The 21,863-nt window shown below is 77.1% G+C and carries 16 protein-coding genes; 10 read left to right on the forward strand and 6 right to left on the reverse strand.

Annotated features, from left to right (window positions below; all coding sequences use genetic code 11):
* Nucleotides 1–29 precede the first annotated feature (29 nt).
* The 3 genes from ACUN9U_RS00110 to ACUN9U_RS00120 form a co-directional block, all read right to left on the reverse strand.
* The gene (locus ACUN9U_RS00110) at nucleotides 30–1,013 is read right to left on the reverse strand and encodes a glycosyltransferase (protein ID WP_445482889.1); all 984 of its coding nucleotides are present in this window, start codon (nucleotides 1,011–1,013) and stop codon (nucleotides 30–32) included.
* Nucleotides 1,010–2,338: a hypothetical protein gene (locus ACUN9U_RS00115; RefSeq protein WP_445482890.1), complete on the reverse strand. Its 1,329-nt coding sequence runs from the start codon at nucleotides 2,336–2,338 to the stop codon at nucleotides 1,010–1,012. The genes ACUN9U_RS00110 and ACUN9U_RS00115 overlap by 4 nt, the downstream gene beginning before the upstream one ends.
* A 121-nt stretch (nucleotides 2,339–2,459) precedes the next feature.
* Nucleotides 2,460–5,087: a cell wall-binding repeat-containing protein gene (locus ACUN9U_RS00120; protein WP_445482891.1), complete on the reverse strand. Its 2,628-nt coding sequence runs from the start codon at nucleotides 5,085–5,087 to the stop codon at nucleotides 2,460–2,462.
* A gap of 432 nt (nucleotides 5,088–5,519) precedes the next feature.
* Between ACUN9U_RS00120 and ACUN9U_RS00125 the strand changes: the two genes are divergently transcribed.
* From ACUN9U_RS00125 to ACUN9U_RS00135, 3 genes are all read left to right on the forward strand, one after another.
* A complete protein-coding gene (locus ACUN9U_RS00125) occupies nucleotides 5,520–6,686 on the forward strand; it encodes a hypothetical protein (RefSeq protein ID WP_445482892.1) in 1,167 nt (388 codons plus the stop codon).
* Between the two features lie 164 nt (nucleotides 6,687–6,850).
* Complete coding sequence (locus ACUN9U_RS00130; protein WP_445482893.1) at nucleotides 6,851–8,371, forward strand: hypothetical protein; 1,521 nt, start codon at nucleotides 6,851–6,853, stop codon at nucleotides 8,369–8,371.
* Nucleotides 8,372–8,654: 283 nt separating this feature from the next.
* Complete coding sequence (locus ACUN9U_RS00135; RefSeq protein WP_445482894.1) at nucleotides 8,655–9,968, forward strand: sugar transferase; 1,314 nt, start codon at nucleotides 8,655–8,657, stop codon at nucleotides 9,966–9,968.
* A gap of 74 nt (nucleotides 9,969–10,042) precedes the next feature.
* On the opposite strand, the gene ACUN9U_RS00140 is transcribed toward ACUN9U_RS00135, so the two are convergent.
* Nucleotides 10,043–10,435 (reverse strand): phosphomannose isomerase type II C-terminal cupin domain, encoded by a 393-nt coding sequence (locus tag ACUN9U_RS00140; RefSeq protein ID WP_445482895.1) that lies wholly within the window; start codon nucleotides 10,433–10,435, stop codon nucleotides 10,043–10,045.
* 173 nt (nucleotides 10,436–10,608) lie between these two features.
* Here ACUN9U_RS00140 and eno point away from each other — a divergent pair, with 173 nt between their 5' ends.
* The 3 genes from eno (at nucleotide 10,609) to ACUN9U_RS00155 (ending at nucleotide 13,138) form a co-directional block, all read left to right on the forward strand.
* Nucleotides 10,609–11,886 carry a phosphopyruvate hydratase gene (gene eno / locus ACUN9U_RS00145; protein WP_445482896.1) on the forward strand — a complete coding sequence of 426 codons (1,278 nt, stop codon included), beginning with the start codon at nucleotides 10,609–10,611 and terminating at the stop codon, nucleotides 11,884–11,886.
* A gap of 128 nt (nucleotides 11,887–12,014) precedes the next feature.
* Complete coding sequence (locus ACUN9U_RS00150; RefSeq protein WP_445482897.1) at nucleotides 12,015–12,629, forward strand: FtsB family cell division protein; 615 nt, start codon at nucleotides 12,015–12,017, stop codon at nucleotides 12,627–12,629.
* Nucleotides 12,626–13,138 carry a DUF501 domain-containing protein gene (locus tag ACUN9U_RS00155; protein ID WP_445482898.1) on the forward strand — a complete coding sequence of 171 codons (513 nt, stop codon included), beginning with the start codon at nucleotides 12,626–12,628 and terminating at the stop codon, nucleotides 13,136–13,138. Before ACUN9U_RS00150 ends, ACUN9U_RS00155 begins: the two co-directional genes overlap by 4 nt.
* Before the next feature lie 60 nt (nucleotides 13,139–13,198).
* Here ACUN9U_RS00155 and ACUN9U_RS00160 read toward each other — a convergent pair whose 3' ends face one another.
* Nucleotides 13,199–14,839, reverse strand: a complete 1,641-nt coding sequence (locus tag ACUN9U_RS00160) for a sensor histidine kinase (protein ID WP_445482899.1) — start codon at nucleotides 14,837–14,839, stop codon at nucleotides 13,199–13,201.
* Between the two features lie 263 nt (nucleotides 14,840–15,102).
* On the opposite strand from ACUN9U_RS00160, the gene ACUN9U_RS00165 reads away from it, so the two are divergent.
* The 4 genes from ACUN9U_RS00165 to ACUN9U_RS00180 are packed head-to-tail and all read left to right on the forward strand — an operon-like array spanning nucleotide 15,103 to nucleotide 20,253.
* Nucleotides 15,103–15,477 (forward strand): response regulator, encoded by a 375-nt coding sequence (locus tag ACUN9U_RS00165; protein ID WP_445482900.1) that lies wholly within the window; start codon nucleotides 15,103–15,105, stop codon nucleotides 15,475–15,477.
* Entirely contained in the window at nucleotides 15,474–16,688 is a 1,215-nt protein-coding gene (locus tag ACUN9U_RS00170; protein ID WP_445482901.1) for a HEAT repeat domain-containing protein, read from the forward strand. The genes ACUN9U_RS00165 and ACUN9U_RS00170 overlap by 4 nt, the downstream gene beginning before the upstream one ends.
* The gene (locus tag ACUN9U_RS00175) at nucleotides 16,685–18,220 is read left to right on the forward strand and encodes a glycosyltransferase family 2 protein (protein WP_445482902.1); all 1,536 of its coding nucleotides are present in this window, start codon (nucleotides 16,685–16,687) and stop codon (nucleotides 18,218–18,220) included. Before ACUN9U_RS00170 ends, ACUN9U_RS00175 begins: the two co-directional genes overlap by 4 nt.
* On the forward strand, nucleotides 18,217–20,253 hold the full coding sequence (locus tag ACUN9U_RS00180) for an ATP-binding protein (protein ID WP_445482903.1): 2,037 nt from the start codon (nucleotides 18,217–18,219) through the stop codon (nucleotides 20,251–20,253). The genes ACUN9U_RS00175 and ACUN9U_RS00180 overlap by 4 nt, the downstream gene beginning before the upstream one ends.
* Before the next feature lie 40 nt (nucleotides 20,254–20,293).
* Here the strand turns inward: ACUN9U_RS00180 and ACUN9U_RS00185 are convergent, their stop codons facing one another.
* Nucleotides 20,294–21,853, reverse strand: coding sequence for a phytoene desaturase family protein (locus ACUN9U_RS00185; protein WP_445482904.1), 1,560 nt, complete (start codon nucleotides 21,851–21,853; stop codon nucleotides 20,294–20,296).
* Between the last annotated feature and the right edge of the window lie 10 nt (nucleotides 21,854–21,863).

A 21,863-nucleotide genomic window follows, 5' to 3' on the forward strand; every position in this document is an offset into this window, starting at 1 on the left:
ACCGGTCAGCTGGTCGGGCAGCCGCCCGGTCAGCTCCCGCCGACGAGGCTGCCGCGGCCGGGCGCCATGACGGCCCGGCCCGCGACCGTGGCGCGCCCGGTGAGGGCGCCCCGCACCCAGGCGGCGTCGACGGCCGCCTCCGCCCGGTCCCGGGCGGCCAGGTGGGCCAGCGCCCGACCCGCGTACCCGGCCGCCACGACCGCGGTGGTGAGCGCCCCCCGCACCGCGCCGCTGCGCGTCAGCGCGTAGTGGCGGAAGGAGGCCCCCCTCAGCCGCAGCATCTCCAGGGACGGCGCTCCCGAGCCACCGCTGGAGCCGCGCACGGCCACGTCGGTGCGCAGGCGCTGGCGCAGGCCGGCCGCGCGGACGGCCGCGCCGAAGGCGACGTCCTCGCCGTAGACGTAGAACTCCTCGGCGAAGCCGCCCAGGCGCCAGAAGACCTCGCGGCGCACGGCCATCAGCCCTCCGCAGGTCCAGTCCACGGCCAGCGGCTCCCCGACGCGCGGCGTGGCGTACAGCCCCGACCGCGGCAGCAGCTTGTGCAGGCCTGCGGCGTGGACCAGACCCCGCAGCGGCGAGGGCTCCCACCCGCCCGCGCCGATCTCGGCGCGGCCGTCCGCGTCGACCAGGAGGGCGGCGCTGGACGCCGTGCCGGGGTCGGAGGCGACGTCGTCGACGAGCTGGCGGACCTGCTCTCCCGACGGTCGCAGGTCGGGGTTGGCGAAGACGAGCACGTCGGCCTGCGAGGCGCGGGCGCCGGCGTTGGCCGCGCGCGCGTACCCCACCCCGCCGCCGCGCAGGTAGCGCCCGCCCGGGCGCGCGGAGACCAGCTCCTCGCTGCCGTCGTCGGTGTCGGAGTTGTCGACGACGACGACGGGCAGGTCGGCGGGCAGGCCCGCGAGCAGCTCGGCGAGCCGGGCGCGGCTGCGGTAGGTGACGACCACGAGCTCGGTGGTGGGCCTGCCGGGAGTCCCGGCGCCGGTGGCAGCGGCGCCCTGCGCCTGCGGGTTCACGCGCGACCTCCCGCGCCCGCGCCGACGAGGAGCTCGCGCGGGCGGGCGGGGGACCCGCCGCCGGGGCCTGGCGGCTCGCCCCGGCGGCGCGAGGCCAGCACCGGCGCGCTGCCCAGGGCTCCCGTGAGCAGCCAGGCCAGCACCGTGGTCTGCGGCTGCAGCAGGCTGCCGGACAGGAAGAAGATCATGACGAAGGCGGCCCCGGGCACCACCGGCCACGGCGTGCGGTCGAGCAGGGCCATGACGAGGAAGAGCACGAAGAGGCTCGCGGCCGGCAGCCCGTACTCGAAGACGAGCTTGGGGGCGATCGTGTAGACGACGGCCTCGCCCACCTGGCCCGCCTGGTCGGAGATCAGGAGCCTGTCGGAGGACCCGCTGCCGGCGCCCATCCAGTAGCGCGCGGGGTCGGCCGCCAGGCCGCGCGCCACCTCGGTGTAGGGCTGCACGAACCTCAGGTAGCCGCTGCTGCCCTGCTCGGAGGTCTCGCCGGCCCGGTCGGTGATCAGCGTGGCGATCGGGGACAGGGCCACGGCGACGACGACGAGGGCGCCGGTCACGAGGAAGCTCGGGCGCAGCAGCTGCGGGGACCGGGCGACCACGAGCAGGCCGATGGCGACCAGCAGCAGGATGCCGGTGCCCGAGACGGCGGAGGCGAGCCCCAGCAGCAGCACGAGCACCCACCACAGGCGCATGCGCAGGAGCAGGGCCACCCCGACGGCGAGCGCGCAGAACTGGGAGAGGAAGGAGGGCTCGAGCATGACGAACCCGTTGCCCTTGACGACGGCCGAGCCGTACTCCAGGGGGTTGGCGAAGTTGAAGCTCGAGGCCACCCAGTCCGCAGGCAGCACGTCGCGGAGGTAGTCCCTGAAGGTCCACACACCCGCGAGCTGGGTGAGCAGCTGGAGCACCCCCAGCGCGGCGACCACCGCCATGGTCCTCACGAAGGCCAGCCCCACCAGCCGGGCGTCGGCGCCGGAGGTGTCCCGGCTGCGGAACAGCCAGGGCAGGTACAGGGCGAGCAGGAGCCCCAGCGACGTGGTGGAGGCGGCGTGGCCGGTGGCGGTCACCACCCACGTGGCCACGAGCACGCCGAGCACGGCGAGGGCGTAGAGCTCGCCGCGCAGCCTGTCGGCCCTCATCGCGCCGACCAGCAGCAGCGGGACGACGGCCAGGTACTGCAGCAGCAGGGAGAGCGCGACTCCCCGCTCGCCGCCGAAGGGCAGCACCACCCGCTGCGTGAGGAGCAGGACGACGACGAGCGCTGCCAGCACCCAGCCGGCTGTCGTCGGCCGGGGCGGCGCGGCCCCCGCTGAGGCGTCGGTCATCACCCCGGCATCATCCCCGCCCGCCCCGCCGGTCCCCAACCGCTCGACCCGGGTGCGCCCGCCCGCCACCCGTCAGGCGGCGGGCGGGCGCACCTCGCGTCCACCGATCAGGTGACGGAGCTCACCACATCTGCCGGTAGGCCGCGGCGGCCCTGGGGTTCTGCTCCGGGCCGAACAGGGAGCCGGCGTAGTAGCTCGCGCTCTCGTTGAAGTAGGCCTCGTAGGCCAGCACCGGCGCGGCCTCCTTGAAGAAGGCGTTCATCTTCTGGATGTAGAAGGCGTTGTCGCCGCCGTTGTTGCCGGCCCAGGCGGTGCCCGGGTAGACGCCCCACTCCGGCACGGAGAACCCCTTGCCGTGGGCGACGGCGAAGTCCTTCCAGAACTTCAGCCCGAACTCGCCCCCGTAGTGCTTGTCCCACCCGGCCTGGTCCTTCGCGGCGGGGTAGCCGTCGTAGCTGTCCACACCGATGACGTCGACGTAGGCGTCACCCGGGTAGGCCTTGGTCGGGTCGGCCAGCGCCTGCCCCTTGCCGCGGTTGGGGTTCCAGTCCCAGCGCAGCCCGGGGGCCGTCGACTCCGCGGCGGTGTGGATCTTGCGCCAGCACGCCGCCCACGCCACGGGGTCCTTGGCGGCCCACACGTACCAGTCGCCGTTGAACTCCCACCCGAGCCTGATGATCGTGGTGTCGGCGATCCCCGCCTTGGCGATGTTCGAGCCGAACTGGCGCCACTTGTCGTCGTAGGCGCCGGAGGCGCACGCGCTGATCGAGCCGCTGCCGTCCTCCGGGATCATGGCGATCCCGAAGACCTTGGTCATCTTCGTGCCCTTCCAGGCGTCGTACAGCCAGGAGGGGTTGACGATGTCGTTCCAGTTCGAGCGGGCCGCCCAGTCCACGACGACGTCGTTGGGGGTGCCGCGCCACGCGGCGAACGCGTCCTGGTTGGAGGCCTTGGAGCCGGGGATGTAGACCCCGCTGTTCCAGGGCAGGCCCGAGACGTTGGGCACGCCGCTGCGCTGGGCGCTGCTGGTGGGGGTGCGCGGCGCGGCGGCCGAGGCCTCGGGCGCCGCGGCGCTGGCCCCGGTGTCGCTCGGCGCGGGGGTGCCCGGCGCGGGGGTGCTCGGCGCCGGGGCGCTCTCGGACGCCGGGGGCGCGCTGCTGGCCGCCGGCTCCGGCAGCTCCCCGCGCAGGGCCGCCTGCGCCTGGGCCGCCACCTGCGGGCTGACCGCGGCCGGGCCGCCGATGACCAGCAGCTCGCCAGCGGAGGTGCCCATCGCCGCCAGCGCCTGCGCCACCGAGGCGGGCAGGGCGTCCGGGGGCGTGAGCAGGACCGGGCCGCCGTAGGTGCCGCCGACCAGGGCGTCGGTGTAGTCCTCGCCGCTGGCCAGGACCACGCGCGCCGTCGCCGGTGCGGGGGCGGAGCCCGCCTCCTCCGCGGCTCCCGCGGCCGGGTCGTCGGCCGGGTCGTCGGCCGGGTCGTCGGCCGGGTCGTCGGCCGAGGTCTCCTGTGCGGCCTGCTGGGCGCGCTCGGCGAAGCCGGCGCGGGCCCCCGCGGCGTCGCCGCCGTCGTCGGTGCCGCCCTCGTGGGCGCTGCCCTCGTCGCCGTGGTCGCCGCGGTCGCCGTGGTCGCCGTGGTCGCCGTGGTCGCCGTGGTCGCCGTGGTCGCCGGTGGTCGTGGCGCCCACCGCGCGCGACCCCTGCACCGAGCCGGCGCCGGCAGCGGTGTCCGCGGGTGCGGGCGCCGCGCCGCCGGTCGTCAGGGCGGCCAGGCGCGAGGAGGTGTCGTAGCGGTCGTGGCCCTGCACGGCCACCACCTCGGTCTGCTCGCCGCTGCCCTCCACGCCGCTGACGGCCTCGACGGCCTGGCCGCCCACCGCGGTCAGGGACGCGCTGCCGCCCTCGGCGCACCGGGCCAGGGCCTGCTGGGTGGCGCCGGGCCAGTCGTCGCCGTGGGAGTAGACCAGGGGGCGCTCGGGGGAGACGAACCCGGCGGCGCTCGCGCCGTCGGGGAAGTCGGTGCCCGTCGCGACCACGAGCTGGCACGGCGCGCCCGTGCCGCGCAGCACCTCGCCGGCCACCGCGGCGGCGGTGGCGTAGCGGTCGGGCCCCGCGAAGCGGCTCACCACGTAGCCCAGGTCGATGATGCGGTCGCTGACCTCCTCGGACAGCGCCTCGCGCCCGCCGAGCACGTAGACGGTGCTGCCCTCCGGCAGCGCGCCGCTCAGCTCGTCGGCCACGCGCGGGTCCAGCTCGTCGCGGGGGTTGAGCAGCAGCGGCGCCTCGTGCAGCTTCGCGAGCGCGGTGCCGGCGAGGGCGTCGGCGAAGTCGTCGTCGGTCGCGACGACGGCGGCCTGCGCACCGTCGGGGAAGCGGTCCTGCGCGACCTCCACGGCGGTCGCCACGCGGTCCTCACCCGACAGCCGCACCACACCGGCGCTGTCGGCCTCGGCGCCACCGCCGCCGTCGACCATGCGGCTGCCCGCGACCGAGGCGTCTCCACCGCGCCCGGGCGAGGGCGTGACCGCGGTGCTGCCGTGCGGGGCGAGGGTGAGGGTGACGGCGACCGCCGCGACGGCCGCAGCGCTGAGGGGGACCAGCACCGTGCGGGTCGACAGCGCCGGGCGGCCCGAGCGGGCCGGCCGCGCGGAGCGCGTGGTCCGCGTCGGGCGGGACGGCCGGGTCGGGCGGACGTCGCGCCGTCGCGCGCCGGGGGCGTCGTCGTCGTGGTGGGGCGGCTGGGCGGTCGGCATCGCTGTCTCCCGGGCAGGCAGGGGGAAGGCCCCGGTGGTGCGGCAGCTGCGTCCGCCTCCACGGGCCGTCCGGCGCCGTGGAGGCGCCGGCGGGCCGGCGGAGGTCCGTGGTCTCTGGGAGGCACCACGGCGTGTCGCCGCCGACCGGGCTGCAGGTCGTGGGACTCTGCCGCCCTGGTGCCCCCACTGTGGCCGAGCGGCCCGGGCCGCCGGAGCAAAACGGCTCAACTCGCCGCGAGGGCCGCGTCACGCCCCGTCACCTGCCGCCCGATCGACCGACGTCGTCCGATCAGGTGGTGTCGGTGCGACCGTAAGATTGACGCTGATGGAAGGTTGGGTCTCCATCCAGGGTCCCCGACCGCTCGTGAGCGATGCTCGGACGCACCGCGCGCCGACCCGGTGCCGACCGACACCGGAGGAGGAGCTGCATCCATGACGGTTCCCGCTCGACCCACCGAGGAGACCGCGCACGCAGGTGGGGACGGCGGCGGCACGGGCCGCCGCGCCGCTCCCGGCGAGCCCCGGCCCCGGCGGCGCGCGGTGCTCGCCGCCGCGGGTGCCGTCGTCGGCATCGTCGCCGCGGGCGGCGGGGCGGCCCTGGTCCTGCGGGACCGGGGCGAGGAGCCGGTGCAGCCCGCTCCCGCGAGCCCCAGCAGCCCCGCGCCCGAGGCGGAGCCCTCGCTGGACGCCTCCCGGGCCGCCGCTGTGACCCTCGGCGTCTTCCGCGACAACAGCCCCTCGGAGACCGAGGCGTACGCCCAGTGGCTCGGTCGGGCCGTGGACGTCGCCGTCGTCTTTGGCGCCCGGGACACCTGGGACCACATCGCGGACCCCCGCTACCTGCTCGAGAGCTGGCGCGGCGCACCCCAGCGACTGTCCGTCGGGCTGCCGATGCTCCCCGTGGACGACGAGTCGGCCACCATCGAGGAGGGGGCCGGCGGGGAGTACGACGACGTCTTCCGGCAGTTCGGGCAGGCCCTCGTCGAGGAGGGGCAGGAGGACGCCGTCCTGCGAGTCGGCTGGGAGTTCAACATCGCCGGGAGCCGCTGGGCCAGCGACGACCCGCAGGCCTGGATCGCCTACTTCCGCAGGATCGTGGGCGCTCTGCGCTCCGTCGAGGGCCAGCGCTTCGCGATCGACTGGAACGTCAACAACGGGCCGAGCCCGATCGGCGACCCGGTCGACTACTACCCCGGCGACGACGTGGTCGACTTCGTCGGCGTCGACGCCTACGACGTCGCCGGGGGCGTGTACCCCGTCCCGGACGGCGCCAGCCCCGAGCTGGACCAGCGGCTGCACGAGAGGGCCTGGGAGCAGGCCATCTACGGAGGTCAGCGCGGCCTCGCGTTCTGGGCCACCTTCGCCGGCGAGCACGGCAAGCCGCTGTCGCTGCCGGAGTGGGGGCTGTGGGACAAGACCGACGGCACCGGAGGCGGGGAGAACCCCTGGTACGTCGAGAAGATGGCCGAGTTCATGGCGGACCCGTCCAACGGCGTCGGCTACCACGCGTACTTCGAGCACGACGACCAGGGCACCCACCGCCTCATGACGGGGTTCCCCGAGTCGGCGCAGGTCTTCCGCTCGATCTTCTCGAGCTGAGGGCCCTCACCCGGCCGGGGGGTGCGCTTGGGCCGAAAGGTGCTGGTGGGGCCCCTGAGCGGGCCTGGCCCCCGGTTCCGCGTGCCACCATGAACGTGGTGCCGACAGGAAGAGGTGTGCCCCGAATGGACAGCCGAGCGCTCGACCAGCCCCAACGCTCGCTGGTGCTCTCCGCCCTCTGGCGGGGGAAGGTCGTGATCGCCGCCGCTGCCGTCGTCCTGGGCCTGCTGGGCTACTACGCGAGCCTGGCGCAGGCGGAGAAGTACGAGGCGACCTCCACCGTCATCCTCTCCTCCACGCAGCCGTTCGACGCGCTCGGGCAGTACCAGAACCCCAACCCCGCGGGGTGGGTCGCCGACCAGATGGCGCTCATGCGCAGCGCGACGCTGCTGGAGGCGGCCTCGCCCGCCGCCGGGGTGCCCGCGACGGACCTCGCGGAGGACCTGGACCTGCGGGCTTCCTCGGACGGGTCGATCATCACCGTGACGGCGACCGGCTCCACCGCCGCGGAGGCCGCCGCGGAGGCCAACGCCGTGGTGGCCGCCTACCAGGCGTACAGCGCCGCCCGCGTGCAGGACGCCGCCACCGCGGCCCGCAACGCCGTGACGCAGCAGGCCGCCGTGAACGACGACGCGCGCGCGCAGCAGGGGCAGGCGCTGGCCGACATCAGCACGCGCGAGGGGCAGTACGGGGACGGCGTCGAGCTCGTCGACGAGGCCGTGCCGCCGGCGGCCCCCTCCTCCCCGGTGCCGCTGCGCGACGGGCTCATCGCGGCCGTCGTCGGCGCGCTGGTCGCCGCGGGCGTCGTGCTGTGGCGCCGCGGCTCGCGGCCCCTGGACACCCGCGCCCTGCTGCGCGAGTCCGGCGTCCCGGTGCTCGGGTCCCTGCAGGTCGGCGGGTCCCGCGGCGCCGCCCCCGCGGTCGACGTGGACGCCGCCACGGCCCCGCTGCTGGCGCTGCAGTTCCTGTCCTCCGAGCGGGTCCCCGGACCGGTCCTCGTCAGCGACCTGCGGCCCGGGAGCGGGTCGGCGGACGTCGTCGTGGCCCTGGCCACCGCGGCCGCCCGACAGGGCAGCACGGTCGTCGCGGTGAGCATCGACGAGGACCCGGCGCCGCTGCTGTCGCGCCTGGGCGTGGCCACCGCCCCGCCGGCGCTGACCGGGGCCGGTGACGTCGACCCGGGCCACCTCGCGGTCGTCGGCAGGCTCGTCGACGCCGGCGGGCGCGTGGTCGGCCACGCCGCCCGCCTGTCGGCCCGGCTCACGCGCGGCGGCGACCTCGCCGCGGTGCTCGCGGCCCTCGGGCGGTCCCACGACGTCGTGCTGCTGCACGGCCGCGCCATCGCCCAGAGCGCTGCGACGTACGCCGTCGTCCGCGACTGCGCCTCCCTCGTGGTCGTCGTCTCCTCGGAGGACTCCCAGGACGAGGTCACGCAGGCGTGGACGGCCATGGCCGACCGCCTGGGCGTGGCCGACCGCACCGTCGACGGCGCCGTGGTCACCCAGCGCCGCCGCGCGGTGCTCCGCGGTTCCGGCAGCTCCGGCGGCTCCGCCACCCCGGTCGCCACCGGACCGGCGCCCCGTCCGGCTCCGCAGGCGCCGGGCGCCCCGGGAGCACCCGGGGCTCCCAGCACCCTCCCGGACCGGCCGGCCCGCACCGCGGCGACGTCCCCGTCGGACCGCTGAGCGCGGCGGCGACCGCTCCGCCCGCGGGCGTACGCCGACCCGGTCGAGGGGCCGGCGCCCGGCGCGGTGTGCTCCGCCAGGGTGGCTCTTGGGGCGGAGCGGGGGGACGGACTGGACTCGGTTGCGCAGAATGGGCAGGATCGCCCGGGCAGAGCGGGGACGACGTGAGGGGTGTTGCACCGTGACTCCGGGACGGCTGGACGCCGCTGATCTGGCGCAGCAGGGCGCACGCACCCCCCGTCCCGAGCGCTCCCGGTCCCGCGGAGCCGGGCGCTGGGCCTCCATGACGACCTGCCTGGTGCTGGCCGACGTGGCCGCGTGGGCGCTGTCGTGGCTGCTGAGCTACCACGGGGACACCCTCGAGGTCACCATGGCGGTCATGGTGGCGCTGTCCCTGGCGGCGCAGCGGCTGTACCAGTCCCACCTGACGGCCTCGGTGCTGGACCAGCTGCCGGGGATCCTGGTGGCCTGCTCCTCCGGCTTCGTGCTCACCCTGGTGGTGGTCAAGTTGCGCTGGCCGGACGTGCTGGCGCTGGACGTCTTCCGCCGCGCGGTGGCCTTCGCGGTGTGCATCATCGTCTTCCGGGCGCTGGCGCTGGCGGTGGTGCGCTACGCCCGCCGCAGGCGGATCATCGCCCACCGCACGCTGGTGCTGGGCGCGGGCACGGTGGGGGCGGCGCTGCTGGACCGCCTGCACGACCACCCCGAGGCCGGTCTGCTGCCGGTGGCGGTGCTGGACCCGTTCCCGATCCACACCGACAAGACCATGGGCGTGACCTGGCTGGGCAGCGTGGACGACCTGGCGGTCGTCATCGAGGAGCAGCGCATCAACGTCGTCGTGGTCGCCTTCTCCTCGGTGCGCGAGGCCGACCTGGTGGAGGTCTTGCGCACGTGCGACCGGCTGGAGTGCGAGTTCTTCTTCGTCCCGCGCCTGTTCGAGCTGCAGCACGTGCACGGGGACATGGAGCAGGTGCACGGGATGCCTCTGGTGCGGGTGCGCCGCGCGGCGTTCCGCACTCCGGCGTGGAAGGTCAAGCGCGCCTTCGACATCGCCTTCTCCGGTGCGCTGCTGGTGCTGAGCGCGCCGGTGATGGCGGCGATCGCTGTGGCGGTGCGCCTCGAGGGCGGCCCGGGGGTGCTGTTCAAGCAGGTCCGGGTTGGCCTGGACGGGCGGCCCTTCACGATGCTGAAGTTCCGCTCGATGAAGCCGGTCAACGACGCCGAGCAGCAGACGCAGTGGAACATCAGCAACGACAAGCGCGTCGGCCCGGTGGGCAAGGTGCTGCGGGTGACGTCGCTGGACGAGCTGCCGCAGATCTGGAACGTGCTGCGCGGGGACATGTCCATCGTGGGTCCGCGCCCCGAGCGGCCCCACTTCGTGGACGAGTTCTCCTCCCACATCCCCCGCTACACCGGGCGCCACCGGGTGCCGGCGGGGCTGACGGGTCTGGCGGCGGTGCACGGGCTGCGCGGGGACACCTCGATCTCTGAGCGGATCATGCTGGACAACCACTACATCGAGAACTGGTCGCTGTGGCTGGACGCCAAGATCCTGCTGCGCACGGTGGGCGCCCTGTTCCGCCACCCCGGCTCCTGAGCCGCCCTGCGGCCGACGAGAGCGCCCCGCCACCCTCCAGGGTGGCGGGGCGCTCTCGTCGCGAGGAAGGGCGCTCAGGCCCCGGGGCGGGTGTAGTCGTCGTGGAGGCGCTCGATGTCGCCCTCGTCGAAGCGGCCGAAGGCCACCTCGAGGATGCGCCCGGTCCTGTCGCCGGAGTTGCCCAGGCGGTGCAGCGAGCCGGCCGGGGTGTAGACGATCTCCCCGACCTGTGCGGTCCACTGCCGGTCACCGACCTGCACGTCGAGCGGCACGTCGAGCACCTGCCACATCTCGTCGCGCTCACCGTGCTTCTGCAGGGAGAGCCGGTGCCCGGGCTCGACGGTGATGATCTTCACCGTGCACGTCTGGTTCAGCACGAACTGCTGGAACTGGCCCCAGGGGCGCTCGGCGACGAAGACGGCGCCTCGGCGCTGGGCCTCGAGGGACTCGGCGGTGGGCGTGCTCATGGGGCCTCCTGTGGGCTGACGGGTACGAGCCTGACCAGAAGTGTGCAGGGTCGTCCACGGGGGCAGAACCCTCAGCGCGGGATGCACCCCGATCGGAGGTCGCCCGTCCGGCTAGGGTCGGGCTGACCGGTGCGCTGAGCGCAGCACGTCCCACCACTCCAGGAGGCACGCCCGTGGCCAGCATCGAGGCCGTCGGCGCCCGCGAGATCCTCGACTCGCGAGGCAACCCCACCGTCGAGGTCGAGGTCGCCCTCGACGACGGGACGATCGGCCGCGCCGCGGTGCCCTCGGGCGCCTCGACCGGCGCGTTCGAGGCCGTCGAGAAGCGCGACGGCGGCAGCCGCTACGGCGGCAAGGGCGTCGAGGGCGCGGTCTCCGCCGTCCTGGACACCATCGGCCCGGAGGTCGTCGGCTTCGAGGCCTCCGAGCAGCGCCTGCTCGACCAGGCGATGATCGATCTGGACGGCACGGACAACAAGGGCGCCCTGGGTGCCAACGCGATCCTCGGAGTGTCCCTCGCCGTGGCCCGCGCGGCCGCCGAGTCGGCCTCCCTGCCGCTGTTCCGCTACGTCGGCGGCCCCAACGCCCACACCCTGCCGGTGCCGATGATGAACATCATCAACGGCGGCGCGCACGCCACCACCGGCGTCGACGTCCAGGAGTTCATGATCGCGCCGATCGGCGCGCCCACCTTCCGCGAGGCGCTGCGCCAGGGCGCGGAGGTCTACGCCTCCCTGAAGTCCGTGCTCAAGAAGCAGGGCCTGCCCACCGGCCTGGGCGACGAGGGCGGCTTCGCCCCCGACCTGCCGGGCACCGCCGCCGCGCTCGACCTCATCGCCCAGGCCGTCGAGGCCACGGGCCTGTCGCTGGGCACCGACGTGGCGCTCGCGCTGGACGTCGCGGCCACGGAGTTCCACGAGGGCGGCACCTACACCTTCGAGAAGCAGGGCCGCACCAGCGAGCAGATGGTCGAGTTCTACTCGAAGCTCGTGCAGGACTACCCGCTGGTGTCCATCGAGGACCCCCTCGACGAGTCCGACTGGGAGGGCTGGACGGCCATCACCTCCGCCCTGGGCTCCCGCGTCCAGCTGGTGGGCGACGACCTCTTCGTCACCAACCCGGCGCGCCTGCAGCGCGGCATCGAGAGCGGCGCGGCCAACGCGCTGCTGGTGAAGGTGAACCAGATCGGCACCCTCACCGAGACCCTCGACGCCGTCGCCCTGGCCCACCGCAGCGGCTACCGCTGCATGATGAGCCACCGCTCGGGGGAGACCGAGGACACCACCATCGCCGACCTGGCCGTCGCCACCGACTGCGGCCAGATCAAGACCGGCGCCCCGGCCCGCTCCGAGCGCGTCGCCAAGTACAACCAGCTGCTCCGCATCGAGGAGGAGCTGGACGACGCCGCCCGCTACGCCGGGCGCGGTGCCTTCCCGCGCTTCAGCGCCTGAGGCAGCGGCACCTCGCGGTGCCACGGGGCCCCCGGGAGCGCACCGCGCGCCCGGGGGCCCCGCCGTCCCGCGGCCGGGCGGGCCCGACGTGCCGCGAGCACGCCACCGCGGCTGCGACACTGGCGCCCGTGCCCCCCGCGAGACCCTCCTCCAGGAGCGCGACCGCCGGCAGCCGCCCGGGCGTCCGGCTGCGCCGCCGGCCCGGACGCGCTCCCGGCGAGCCGGTCAGCAGCCGCCCCGCGCCGGCCGCCCGCCCGCGCAGCACCGACCCCGAGACCCCGGGACGGGTCCGCGGCCTGACCGCCCGCGGGGTGGCGCTGCTGGCCGTGGGGCTGGTGGCGGCCACCTCGCTGCTCGGCCCCGTGCGCACCTACGCGGCGCAGCAGTCCCAGCTGAGCGCCCTGAGGCAGGACATCAGCGCCCGCGAGCAGCGCGTGGCCGAGCTGCAGGCCCAGGCGGCGCGCTGGGACGACCCCGCCTACGCCGCGACGCAGGCGCGCGCCCGCTTCGGCTACGTGCTGCCCGGGGAGACCGGGTACGCCGTGCTGGGCGCCCCCACCCCGGTGCCGTCCGGTGCCGGTGGGACGTCCCCGACCGCCACCGCAGCGCCGAGCCCCACGTCGCTGCTCGAGCGCGTGCGCTCGGGCCTGGGCCTGGAGGGGTCGGCCACGCCCACCCCCGAGGTGACGCCCGCCGACATCGCGCCCGCGGCGGACCCGGCCACCTCCCCGGCGGCACCGTGAGCGGGCGGGAGCACGGAGGGCTGTCGGAGGAGGACCGCGGGGCGGTGCACCGCCAGCTCGGGCGCCCGCCGCGCGGGGCGGCCAGCACGGCCCACCGCTGCCCGTGCGGGCGGCCCGACGTCGTGGCCACCGCACCCCGCCTGGAGGACGGCACGCCGTTCCCCACGACCTTCTACCTCACCTGCCCGCGGGCGGCCTCGCTGGTGGGGACCCTGGAGGCCTCCGGCCTCATGCGCGAGATGTCGGCGCGCCTGGAGGAGGACGAGGAGCTGGCGGCCTCCTACCGCGCCGCCCACGCCGACTACCTGCAGCGCCGCGGGCGCCTGGAGGCGGAGCTGGGGGAGGTCCCCGAGATCGCCGGGGTGTCGGCCGGGGGCATGCCCACCCGGGTGAAGTGCCTGCACGCGCTGCTCGGGCACGCGCTGGCGGCCGGTCCGGGCACCAACCCGCTCGGGGACGAGGTGCGCGAGGCGCTCGGCGAGTGGTGGGCCGAGGGACCCTGCGCCTGAGGACCCGGCCGGACTGAGGGGTCTGGCCGGACTGACGGGCCAGGCACGCGCTGGCGGGTGTCAGGGGCGGGGGAGCAGGACCCGCACCGTCAGGCCGCCGCCGGGCGTCTCGTCCAGGCTGATGCGCCCGCCGTGGCGGGCGACGATCCGCTGCGCGGTGGCCAGCCCCAGCCCGTGGCCCACCACCTGCGCCCCGGCGCCGGTCGCCGTCCCGGAGCGGTGGGCGCCCCGCTCGAAGGCCCGGAACACGGCCTGGCGCTGCCCGGCGGGCACCCCCGGGCCGTGGTCGGCGACGAGGAGCTCGCACCCGCCCGGCAGCTCGCGCACGCTGCAGGTCACCGCGGCCGGCGTCCCGGGGCGGGTGAACTTCAGGGCGTTGCCCACCAGGTTGCTCAGCAGCTGGTGCAGCTGGACGGGGTCGCCCAGGACCACTGCCGCGTCCCGGGGGAGGGTGACGGTGGCGCCCGCGGGCACCTGCAGGTCCGCCAGCACCGCCTCCAGCAGCGGCCGCAGCGGCACTGGCTGCCGCGGCGCCTGCCCCGGGGCGCCGGCGGTGGCGTAGGCCAGCAGGGCCCCGAGCAGCGAGGCCATCCGTCCCGCGCTGCGGCGCGCCGTGCCGGCCCAGCCGGCGGCCCGAGCGTCACCGCGGGCAGCGGCGTCGTCCTCGAGCACCTCCAGGTAGCCGTCGACCACCGTGAGCGGGGAGCGCAGGTCGTGCGCGGCGATCCCGGCGAAGGCCTCGAGCTCGGCGTTGGAGCGCTCGAGCTCGGCGCGGGCCGCCCGCTCGGCGCTGACGTCGGTCAGGGAGGCGACCGCGCCCGCGCGGGCGCCGTCGGCACCGGTCAGCGCCCGGGTGCGGCAGACGCAGGTGACCACCGCGCCGGTCGCGCTGGCGAAGACGACCTCCGCCTCGGCCTGCCCGCCCGCCGCGAGCGCGGCCAGCAGCGGACCGCGCACGGCGGACAGGACGGTCCCGGCGGCGTCGGCGCACAGGGCGGTGGTGGCGGCGCGCGCGGCCGCGGGCGCGTCGAGGTGGCCGGGCAGGCCCGCCCAGGTGCGCACGAGCGGGCTGAGCACGCTGACGCGCCCGCTGGCGTCCAGGGCGATGACGCCTACGTCGGCGGTGTCGAGGACGGCCTCGAGCAGGTCGTGGCGGTCGGCGAGCCCGGCCTGCGCCAGCGCGACGCGCTGGTCGGCGGCGGCCACGGCGGCGGCCAGGCCGCCCAGGGCGCGCGCCTGGCGGTCGGCCAGCACCGAGCCGGCGGCGAGGTCGGCGAGGTCGGCCAGGGCGGCCTCGCGCGCGGAGTCGGCGGGGTGGGGCTGGTGGTCCCGGGCGACGAGCACGGCCAGCAGCTGGCCGCCGGGGGCGGTGACGGGCAGGGCCGCCAGCGCGCGGGTGCGCGCGATGCGCCCGTCGACCCACGGGTTGGCGGTCAGGCGCTCGTCGTCGGCGGCGTCGGCGAGGTGCTCGGCGCGGCCGCTGTCGGCGGCGAGCCGGCCCAGCGAGGTGGGCAGGAGGTGCTCGGCCAGCTCCAGGGACGCCCAGGGCCAGCCGGTCGCGGCGCGCACCCGGCGCAGCAGCGCGGCGTGGGGGTGGGGGGGCTCCGGCGGGACGGGGCCGCCGGGGCGGGGAGCGGGGAGGGCGAGGGGGGCCGGCGGGGCGGTGCCCCGGTCGGCCGGGTCGGCCGGGGTGCTGGGCACGCGCTCCTCCTGCCGACGTCGGTGGGCGGCCCTGCCGCCGGCCGCGGGCGCGGCCGTCCTCCCGTGCGTCGGCGCGCAGGGCGCCGGCCTTGAGCCGCTCGGGGCACGGGGCCGTGCTGGGAGTGTCGCGCCGGCCTGCCGGTCCGGTGCGGCGGCGCGCCGCAGCGCTGGTCACCCGATCGGCTCAAGGGCCGGGCGCGGGGTGCCGATGCCGCACCAGACGCGCCCACAGCGCCCGAGCAGGCCCTGCACCCGGAGGCAGCATGACCACCGTCCTCGTCGCCGACGACGACCTCGACATCCGCGAGCTCGTCGCCTTCAAGCTCGCGCAGGCCGGGTACGACGTGCGCTCGGCGCCCGACGGCGCCGCGGCGCTGGAGGCCGCCCGGGCCGGTGGCGTGGACATCGTGGTGCTCGACCTCATGATGCCGGGGCTGTCGGGGCTGGACGTGTGCGCCGAGCTGCGCCGCCGCTCCGAGACCGCCGACCTCCCGGTGATCATGCTGACGGCGCGTGCGCAGGACCAGGACGTCGCCAGCGGCTTCGCGGCCGGGGCCGACGACTACGTGGTCAAGCCCTTCAGCCCCCGCGAGCTGGTCAGCCGCGTGCAGGCGGTGCTGGGCCGGGCGCGGCCGTGACGTTCCTCGCCGTCGTCGTGCTGGGGCTCGCCGTGGTCGGTGCGCTCGTGCTGGCGCTGGCCGTCGCGATCGTGGTGGCCCGCGCGCTGCGCGCGCAGCGGGAGGCCCGGCGCCGCGCCGTCGCCGAGCCGCTGCGCCCGCTGCTGCTGGAGGTCGCCGTGGGGGAGGGGGAGGAGGCCGCCGCGGCGGCCGACGCCCTGACCGCGCTGGACGCCGCGGCGTGGCGGACCGTCGAGCCCGCGGTGCTGGCGGTGCTCGGCAAGGTGCGCGGCGACGGCCAGCGGCTGCTGGTGGAGCTGCTCGCCGTGCGCGGCGTCATCACCCGCGAGCGCCGCAGGCTGCACGCGCGCAGCGCGGTGCGGCGCGCCACGGCCGCCGAGCTGCTGGGCGCAGCCTGCTACGCGCCGGCCGTGCCCGAGCTCGCGGCGCTGCTGCAGGACGGCGACGCCGAGGTGCGGCTGGTGGCCGCGCGCGCGCTCGGCCGCGCCGGCGCCCCCGGCGCGGTCGGCCTGCTGGGCGGTCGGGCCGAGGACGTCGACGGTCGCGGCGCCGTCGAGGCTGCCGGCGCGGCTCCCGCCCTGGCCGCGCGGGCGCTGCTGGCGGCCCTGGCGGGGGACCGGCCCGCCGCGCCGCCGGAGGTGGTGGCGCGCTCCCTGCTGCTGGTGGGGGCGCCCGCCGCGGCAGCGCTGAGGGCCGCGCTGCGCGCACCGGCCGCCCTGCAGCGGCTCACCGCCGCCGAGGTGCTCGGCCGGCTGGGGGCCGTCGAGGCCTCGCGCGACCTGGAGGAGGTCGTGCTGCGCGACGGCTCCGACGTGGTGAGGGCCCGCGCCGCCACGGCGCTGGGTCGCCTGGGCACGCCCTCGGCGGTCTCGGCCCTGCGGGCGGCCACCGGCCCCGCCAGCGCCCCGGCGGTGCGGCGGGCGGCCGTCGCGGCCCTGGGGGAGGTGGGCGACCCCGCGGCGCTGCGGTGCCTGTGGGGCCTGCTGGACGACGCCGACGCCCGTCTGGCCGACGCCGCGGCCGGCGCGCTGCTCGCCCTCGGTGCGCCCGGCGTGCAGGTGCTGGTGCAGGTCGCCTCCCAGCGCAGCGGGGCGCCGGGCGCGGTGGCCCGTGCCCACGAGGTGGTGGCGTGCGCCGTGGCCGCCGGGGTGCTGCCGCCCCCGGAGGCGGCCGGGGCCGCCGGCGGGCAGCTCGTGGGGGCCGGCGCGTGAGCGGGCTGCTCGACGCGCTGCACCCCGAGGTGCTGCTGGGCACCACCCGCGGCACCGTCGTGGTGCTCGTCCAGGTGCTCGCGCTGCCCGTGCTGCTGTACGTGCTGGCCATCAACACCAGCTACCTGGCGCTCATCGGCCTGGCGGGCGCCGACATGGGCCGCTACCTGCGGCGCCAGGGGTTCCGCGGCGTCGAGGACGCCAGCGCCTCCCCGATGGCGCAGTCGGTCTCGGTGGTCGTGCCCGCCTTCGACGAGGAGGCCTCCGTGGTGGTGTCGGTGAGCGCGATGCTCGCGCTGCGCCACCCGCGCCACGAGGTCGTCGTCGTCGACGACGGCTCCACCGACGCCACCTTCGCGCTGCTGCGCGAGGAGTTCGACCTGGTCGAGGTGCCGCGCCGGCTGCCCGGGGAGGTGCCGGTGCGCGGCGCCGTCCGCAGCGTCCACGTGCCCCGCGGTGGGCGCACCCCGCTGGTGGTGGTCCGCAAGGACAACGGCGGGCGCGCCGACGCCGTCAACGCGGGCATCGACGCCGCGCGCCACGAGCTCGTCTGCATCACCGACGCCGACTCCGTGCTCGACCCCGACGCGCTGCTCACGGTGTCGCGCCCCTTCGCCGACGACCCCGAGCGGGTCGTGGCCACCGGGGGCGCGGTGCGCGCCGTCAACGGCTCGACCCTGGTCGGCGGCCGCGTGGCCGACGTCCGCATGCCCCGGGGCTGGACGGCCCGCTTCCAGGTGGTGGAGTACCTGCGCGCCTTCTGCGTGGGCCGCGCGGGCTGGTCGCGGCTGGCCTCCCTCATCCTGGTGTCCGGGGCGTTCGGGATGTACCGGCGCGACGTCCTGGTCGAGCTGGGCGGTCTGGACCCGACCTGCATCGGGGAGGACCTGGAGCTGACCCTGCGCCTGCACCGCCACATGCGCGAGGCCGGGCGCGAGCACCGCGTCGTCTTCGTGCCCGAGCCGGCCAGCTGGACCGAGGTGCCCGCCACCCGGGCGGTGCTGGCCCGCCAGCGCCGCCGCTGGCAGCGCGGCCTCGCCGAGTCGCTGTGGCGCCACCGCGCGATGGTCGGCAACCCCCGCTACGGGCGCATCGGCCTGCTCGCCCTGCCCTACTACGTGCTCTTCGAGCTGGTCGCCCCGGTCATCGAGCTGGTCGGCGTCGTGCTCACCCCGCTGGCCGTGGCCTTCGGCCTGCTGCCCTGGAAGGCCGCGCTGCTGCTCATGGTGCTCTGCTACGGGTACGCCGTCATGGTCACCGTGGCCGCGCTGCTGGTGGAGGAGCTGTCCTTCCACCGCTCCCAGCGCTGGCGGGACCTGGCGCGCGGCCTGGCCGCCGCGGTGCTGGAGAACGTCGGTCACCGCCAGCTCACCGCGCTGTGGCGCGTGCAGGGCCTGTGGTCGCTGCTGCGCGGGCACCAGCAGGTGTGGGGCGCCATGGACCGCCAGGGCCTGGCCGGCGGCGAGGGCGGGCGCCCCGGTGTGCTGCAGCTGCCCGAGACCGCCCCCGCGCTGGCGGGGGCGCAGCGGTGAGGGGGGCCCAGCCGCTCGCCGCGGGGCTGCGGACCTGGCTGGCGCTGCTCGTGGCGCTGCTGCTGCTGCTCGCGGGAGCCGGCGCCGCCTCCCTGCTGCTGGGCGACGCGCACCACGCGGCCGCCGCGCGGCTGGACGACCTCACACGCACGAGCACCGCCCTGGTGGTGGCGGCGCCGTCCCGCGGGGGCGGGGCGCCCGAGCAGGCCGACGCGCTCGCCGAGCGGCTGCGCGCGCTGGCCTCCACGCCCGCCGAGCACGGGGCCGTGGAGCGCGAGCTGCAGGCCCTCGCCGGTCTGCGGACCCCCGGCGCGGGCGGGCCCTCGGCCGCGCAGGCCCCGCTCCGGGCGCGCGAGGAGCTGCTGGCCGCCCACCAGGTGCTGGTGGAGGCCGCCGCCGCCGAGCAGGCGCGCCTGCGCGAGCAGCAGGCGGCGCTGCGCGACACCTCCCTGACCGTCGTCGGGCTGGTCCTGGCCGGCGCGCTCGCCGTGACCCTGCTGCTGGCTGCGCGCGTGCGGCGCGGGCTGGTCGCGCCGCTGGCCGACGTCGCCGACGTGCTCGGCGCGCTCACTTCCGGGGAGCACGCCCGTCGCGCCGACGCGGAGCGCGGCCCCGCCGAGGTGCGGGCCGTCGCACGCTGGGTCAACGCGCTGGCCGACGAGGGCGACCGCGCCCGCGCCGCGGCCGAGCGCTCCGCGCAGCTGCGGCACCTGGCCAGCGAGGCCGGCCGGCTGGCCCGCGACCCCGTCGACCCCCGGACCTCCCTGGCCGAGGCGCTGCGCGTCCTCGGCGAGGGCCTGGGCGTCGACCGCGCGCGCGTCCGCCTCGTCGACGCCGACCCCGCCACGCCCTGGGGCGTGGGCGGCGAGCACCCGCAGGGGCCGGCCGAGGCGCGGCTGCAGGGCGACTGGGCCCGCCCGGGGGTGCCGGCGGTGGCCGAGGAGGCCGCCGGGGCCGCCGCGGCGCTGCCCGCGTGGCTGCAGCGGGTGTGGGAGGCCGACGGCCACTTCGCCGTGCCCGACCTTCCCGCCCTGGTCGCCAGCGGCACCGCCGACCCCGCCGTCGTCGACTTCGCCGAGCGCACCGGGGCCACCGCGGTGCTGCTCGTGCCCGTGGGCGCCGGCGAGGCGGCCGTCGGGGCGCTGACGGTCATCACCCACGGCGGGCCGCGCGACTGGGCCGAGGAGGAGGTGGCCCTGCTGCGCTCGGTGGCCTCCGACCTGGGGCGCGCCGTGGTGGTGGCCCGGCTGCTGCAGGGCGCCGAGGCGCTGGTGGAGCAGCTGCGCGAGCTGGACGTGCGCAAGTCGACCTTCCTGGCCACCGTGTCCCACGAGCTGCGCACCCCGCTGACGAGCATCGCCGGGTACGTGGAGATGCTGCGCGAGGGCGGCGCGGGCGACCTCGGCGACGGCGTCGACAGGATGCTGGCGGTGGTCGAGCGCAACACGGTGCGGCTGCGGGTGCTCATCGAGGACCTGCTCGCCCTGTCCCACATCGAGGACGGCGCACCCCGCGGCGTGCACGAGCGGGTCGGGGTGGGGGAGCTGGTGCGCGAGGTGGCCGACCACCACCGCAGCGCCGCGGACGCCTCCGGGGTGCGCCTGGAGGTGGACGTCGACCTCGACGCCGAGCTGCTGGGCGCGCTGTCCGTGCACGGCGACGCGGCCTCCCTGCGCCGGGCCCTGGCGGGGCTGGTCTCCAACGCGGTGAAGTTCACCCCCGCCGGCGGCGGGGTGCGGATCAGCGCCGGCCGCGAGGGGGAGCGGTGCGTCGTGGAGGTGGCCGACACCGGCATCGGCATCCCCCTGGCCGAGCAGGGAGGCCTGTTCACCCGGTTCTTCCGCGCCAGCAACGCCACCGCGCTCGCGGTGCCCGGGGCCGGGCTGGGGCTGGCCATCGCGCGCTCGCTGGTGGAGCACCACGGCGGTCAGCTGCTCATCGCCTCCGCGCCCGGCACCGGGACGAGCGCGCGGGTGCTGCTGCCCACCGCCGCCGCCGAGGTGACCGCCGCCGCCGCGACCCGCTCCCCGTGATCATGGGCGATCGACCACCTCGGTGGCCGATCGCCCATGATCACGGACGGGGGGCGGTGGCGCGGGCGGCGCGGACGAGCTCCAGGGGGTCGCGCCGGTCGTCGAAGCGCTGCCGCAGCACCCGCCGCGCGGTGTGCACCCCGTTCATGCCGTGCACCGCGGGGCCGGGGGGCGTGGCGGCGCCGCACAGGTAGGTGCCCTCCAGCCCCGGCACCCGGTAGGGGTCCCAGCGCGGCAGCGGCCTCATCACCAGCTGCCACGGCGTGACGGCGCCCGCCGCCACGTCGCCGCCGGGGATGCTGGGGTTCTCCGCGCCGAGCTCGGCGGCCGTCGTGCTCGTGCTGGCCAGCACCAGGTCGCGGAAGCCCGGCGCGAACCTCTCGACCTGCGCGGTGACCTCCGGCTCCAGGTCGCGCCGCGAGCCGTGCGGGGCGTGGGCGTAGGTCCACAGGGTGTGCCCGCCGGCGGGTGCGCGGGTCGGGTCGACCACGCCCGGCTGCACGACGATGCAGAACGGCCGGCGCGGGTGGCGCCCCGCGCGCACCTCGCGCTCGGCGGCGCGCACCTCCGCGCGGGTGCCGCCCAGGTGCAGCGTGCCCGCCTCGGCCAGCCCGGGCGCCGTCCACGGCACCGGCCCCGACAGCGCGTAGTCGACCTTGCAGACCGCGCCGCCGTACCGGTAGCGCCGCAGCTGCGCCGCCACCGAGGGCGGCAGCCGGTCGCCGGCGACGTCGAGCAGGCCGCTGGGCGTGAGGTCCAGCAGCAGCGCCCGCGCCCGTGGCAGCTCGGCCAGGTCGTGCACGCGGTGGCCGAGCACCACGGAGCCGCCCAGGCGCTCCAGCTCGGCGACCAGCGCGTCGGCCAGCGACTGGCTGCCACCGCGGACCACCGGCCACCCGCCGGCGTGGGCCATCGCGGCCAGGTAGAACCCCGCGCCGGCCGAGGACAGGTCTCGCGGGTCGCCGATGTTGTGCGCCGCGGCGCCGGTGAGCAGGGCCGGCGCCTCCTCGGTGCGGAACCGCACGTCCCACAGCGGGCTGCCCTGCTCCAGCGCCCGCAGGCCCAGGCGCACCGCGGTGGCGGCGGTGGCGCCCACGCCGGCGGGGGTGCGCGGCACGCCGGGGAAGGTGCGCAGGTCGGACTGCGTCAGGGAGACCACCTCGCGGGTGCGCTCCACCAGCGGGCCCAGCAGCGAGCGCCACGCCGCGCCGTCGCGGCCGAGCCCCTCGGCGGTGCGCTCGAGGTCGCGGTGGGCCACCCCCGCGCGGCCGCCGTCGAGGGGGTGGGCGAAGGGGACGGCGGGCTGCAGCCACTCCACGCCCGAGGCGCCCAGGTCGAAGGCGTCGAAGAACGGGCTCACCGCGCCCGCGGGGTGGGCGATGGAGCAGTGGTCGTGCCGGAAGCCCGGCAGGGTGTTCTCCACGGTCCGCGCGCCGCCGCCGGCCTGCTCGGCCTGCTCGTGGACCTGCACCCGCAGGCCCGCGCTGGCCAGGACCACCGCCGCGGACAGGCCGTTGGGCCCGGCTCCGACGACGACGACGTCGAGGTCGCCGTCGTCGTGGGTCCTGCTGCCGCTGCGCCGGACCGGGGAGGTGCTCACGTGCTCGAGG

The sequence above is a fragment of the Quadrisphaera sp. KR29 genome, from assembly GCF_052644995.1.

What these genes read in the sequence shown, in the direction of transcription:
- ACUN9U_RS00115 (WP_445482890.1), bottom strand. Translation starts at nt 2,338, where the DNA reads ATGACCGACGCCTCAGCGGGGGCCGCGCCGCCCCGGCCGACGACAGCC.
- ACUN9U_RS00125 (WP_445482892.1), top strand. Translation starts at nt 5,520, where the DNA reads ATGACGGTTCCCGCTCGACCCACCGAGGAGACCGCGCACGCAGGTGGG.
- ACUN9U_RS00135 (WP_445482894.1), top strand. Translation starts at nt 8,655, where the DNA reads ATGACGACCTGCCTGGTGCTGGCCGACGTGGCCGCGTGGGCGCTGTCG.
- ACUN9U_RS00140 (WP_445482895.1), bottom strand. Translation starts at nt 10,435, where the DNA reads ATGAGCACGCCCACCGCCGAGTCCCTCGAGGCCCAGCGCCGAGGCGCC.
- ACUN9U_RS00165 (WP_445482900.1), top strand. Translation starts at nt 15,103, where the DNA reads ATGACCACCGTCCTCGTCGCCGACGACGACCTCGACATCCGCGAGCTC.
- ACUN9U_RS00120 (WP_445482891.1), bottom strand. Translation starts at nt 5,087, where the DNA reads ATGCCGACCGCCCAGCCGCCCCACCACGACGACGACGCCCCCGGCGCG.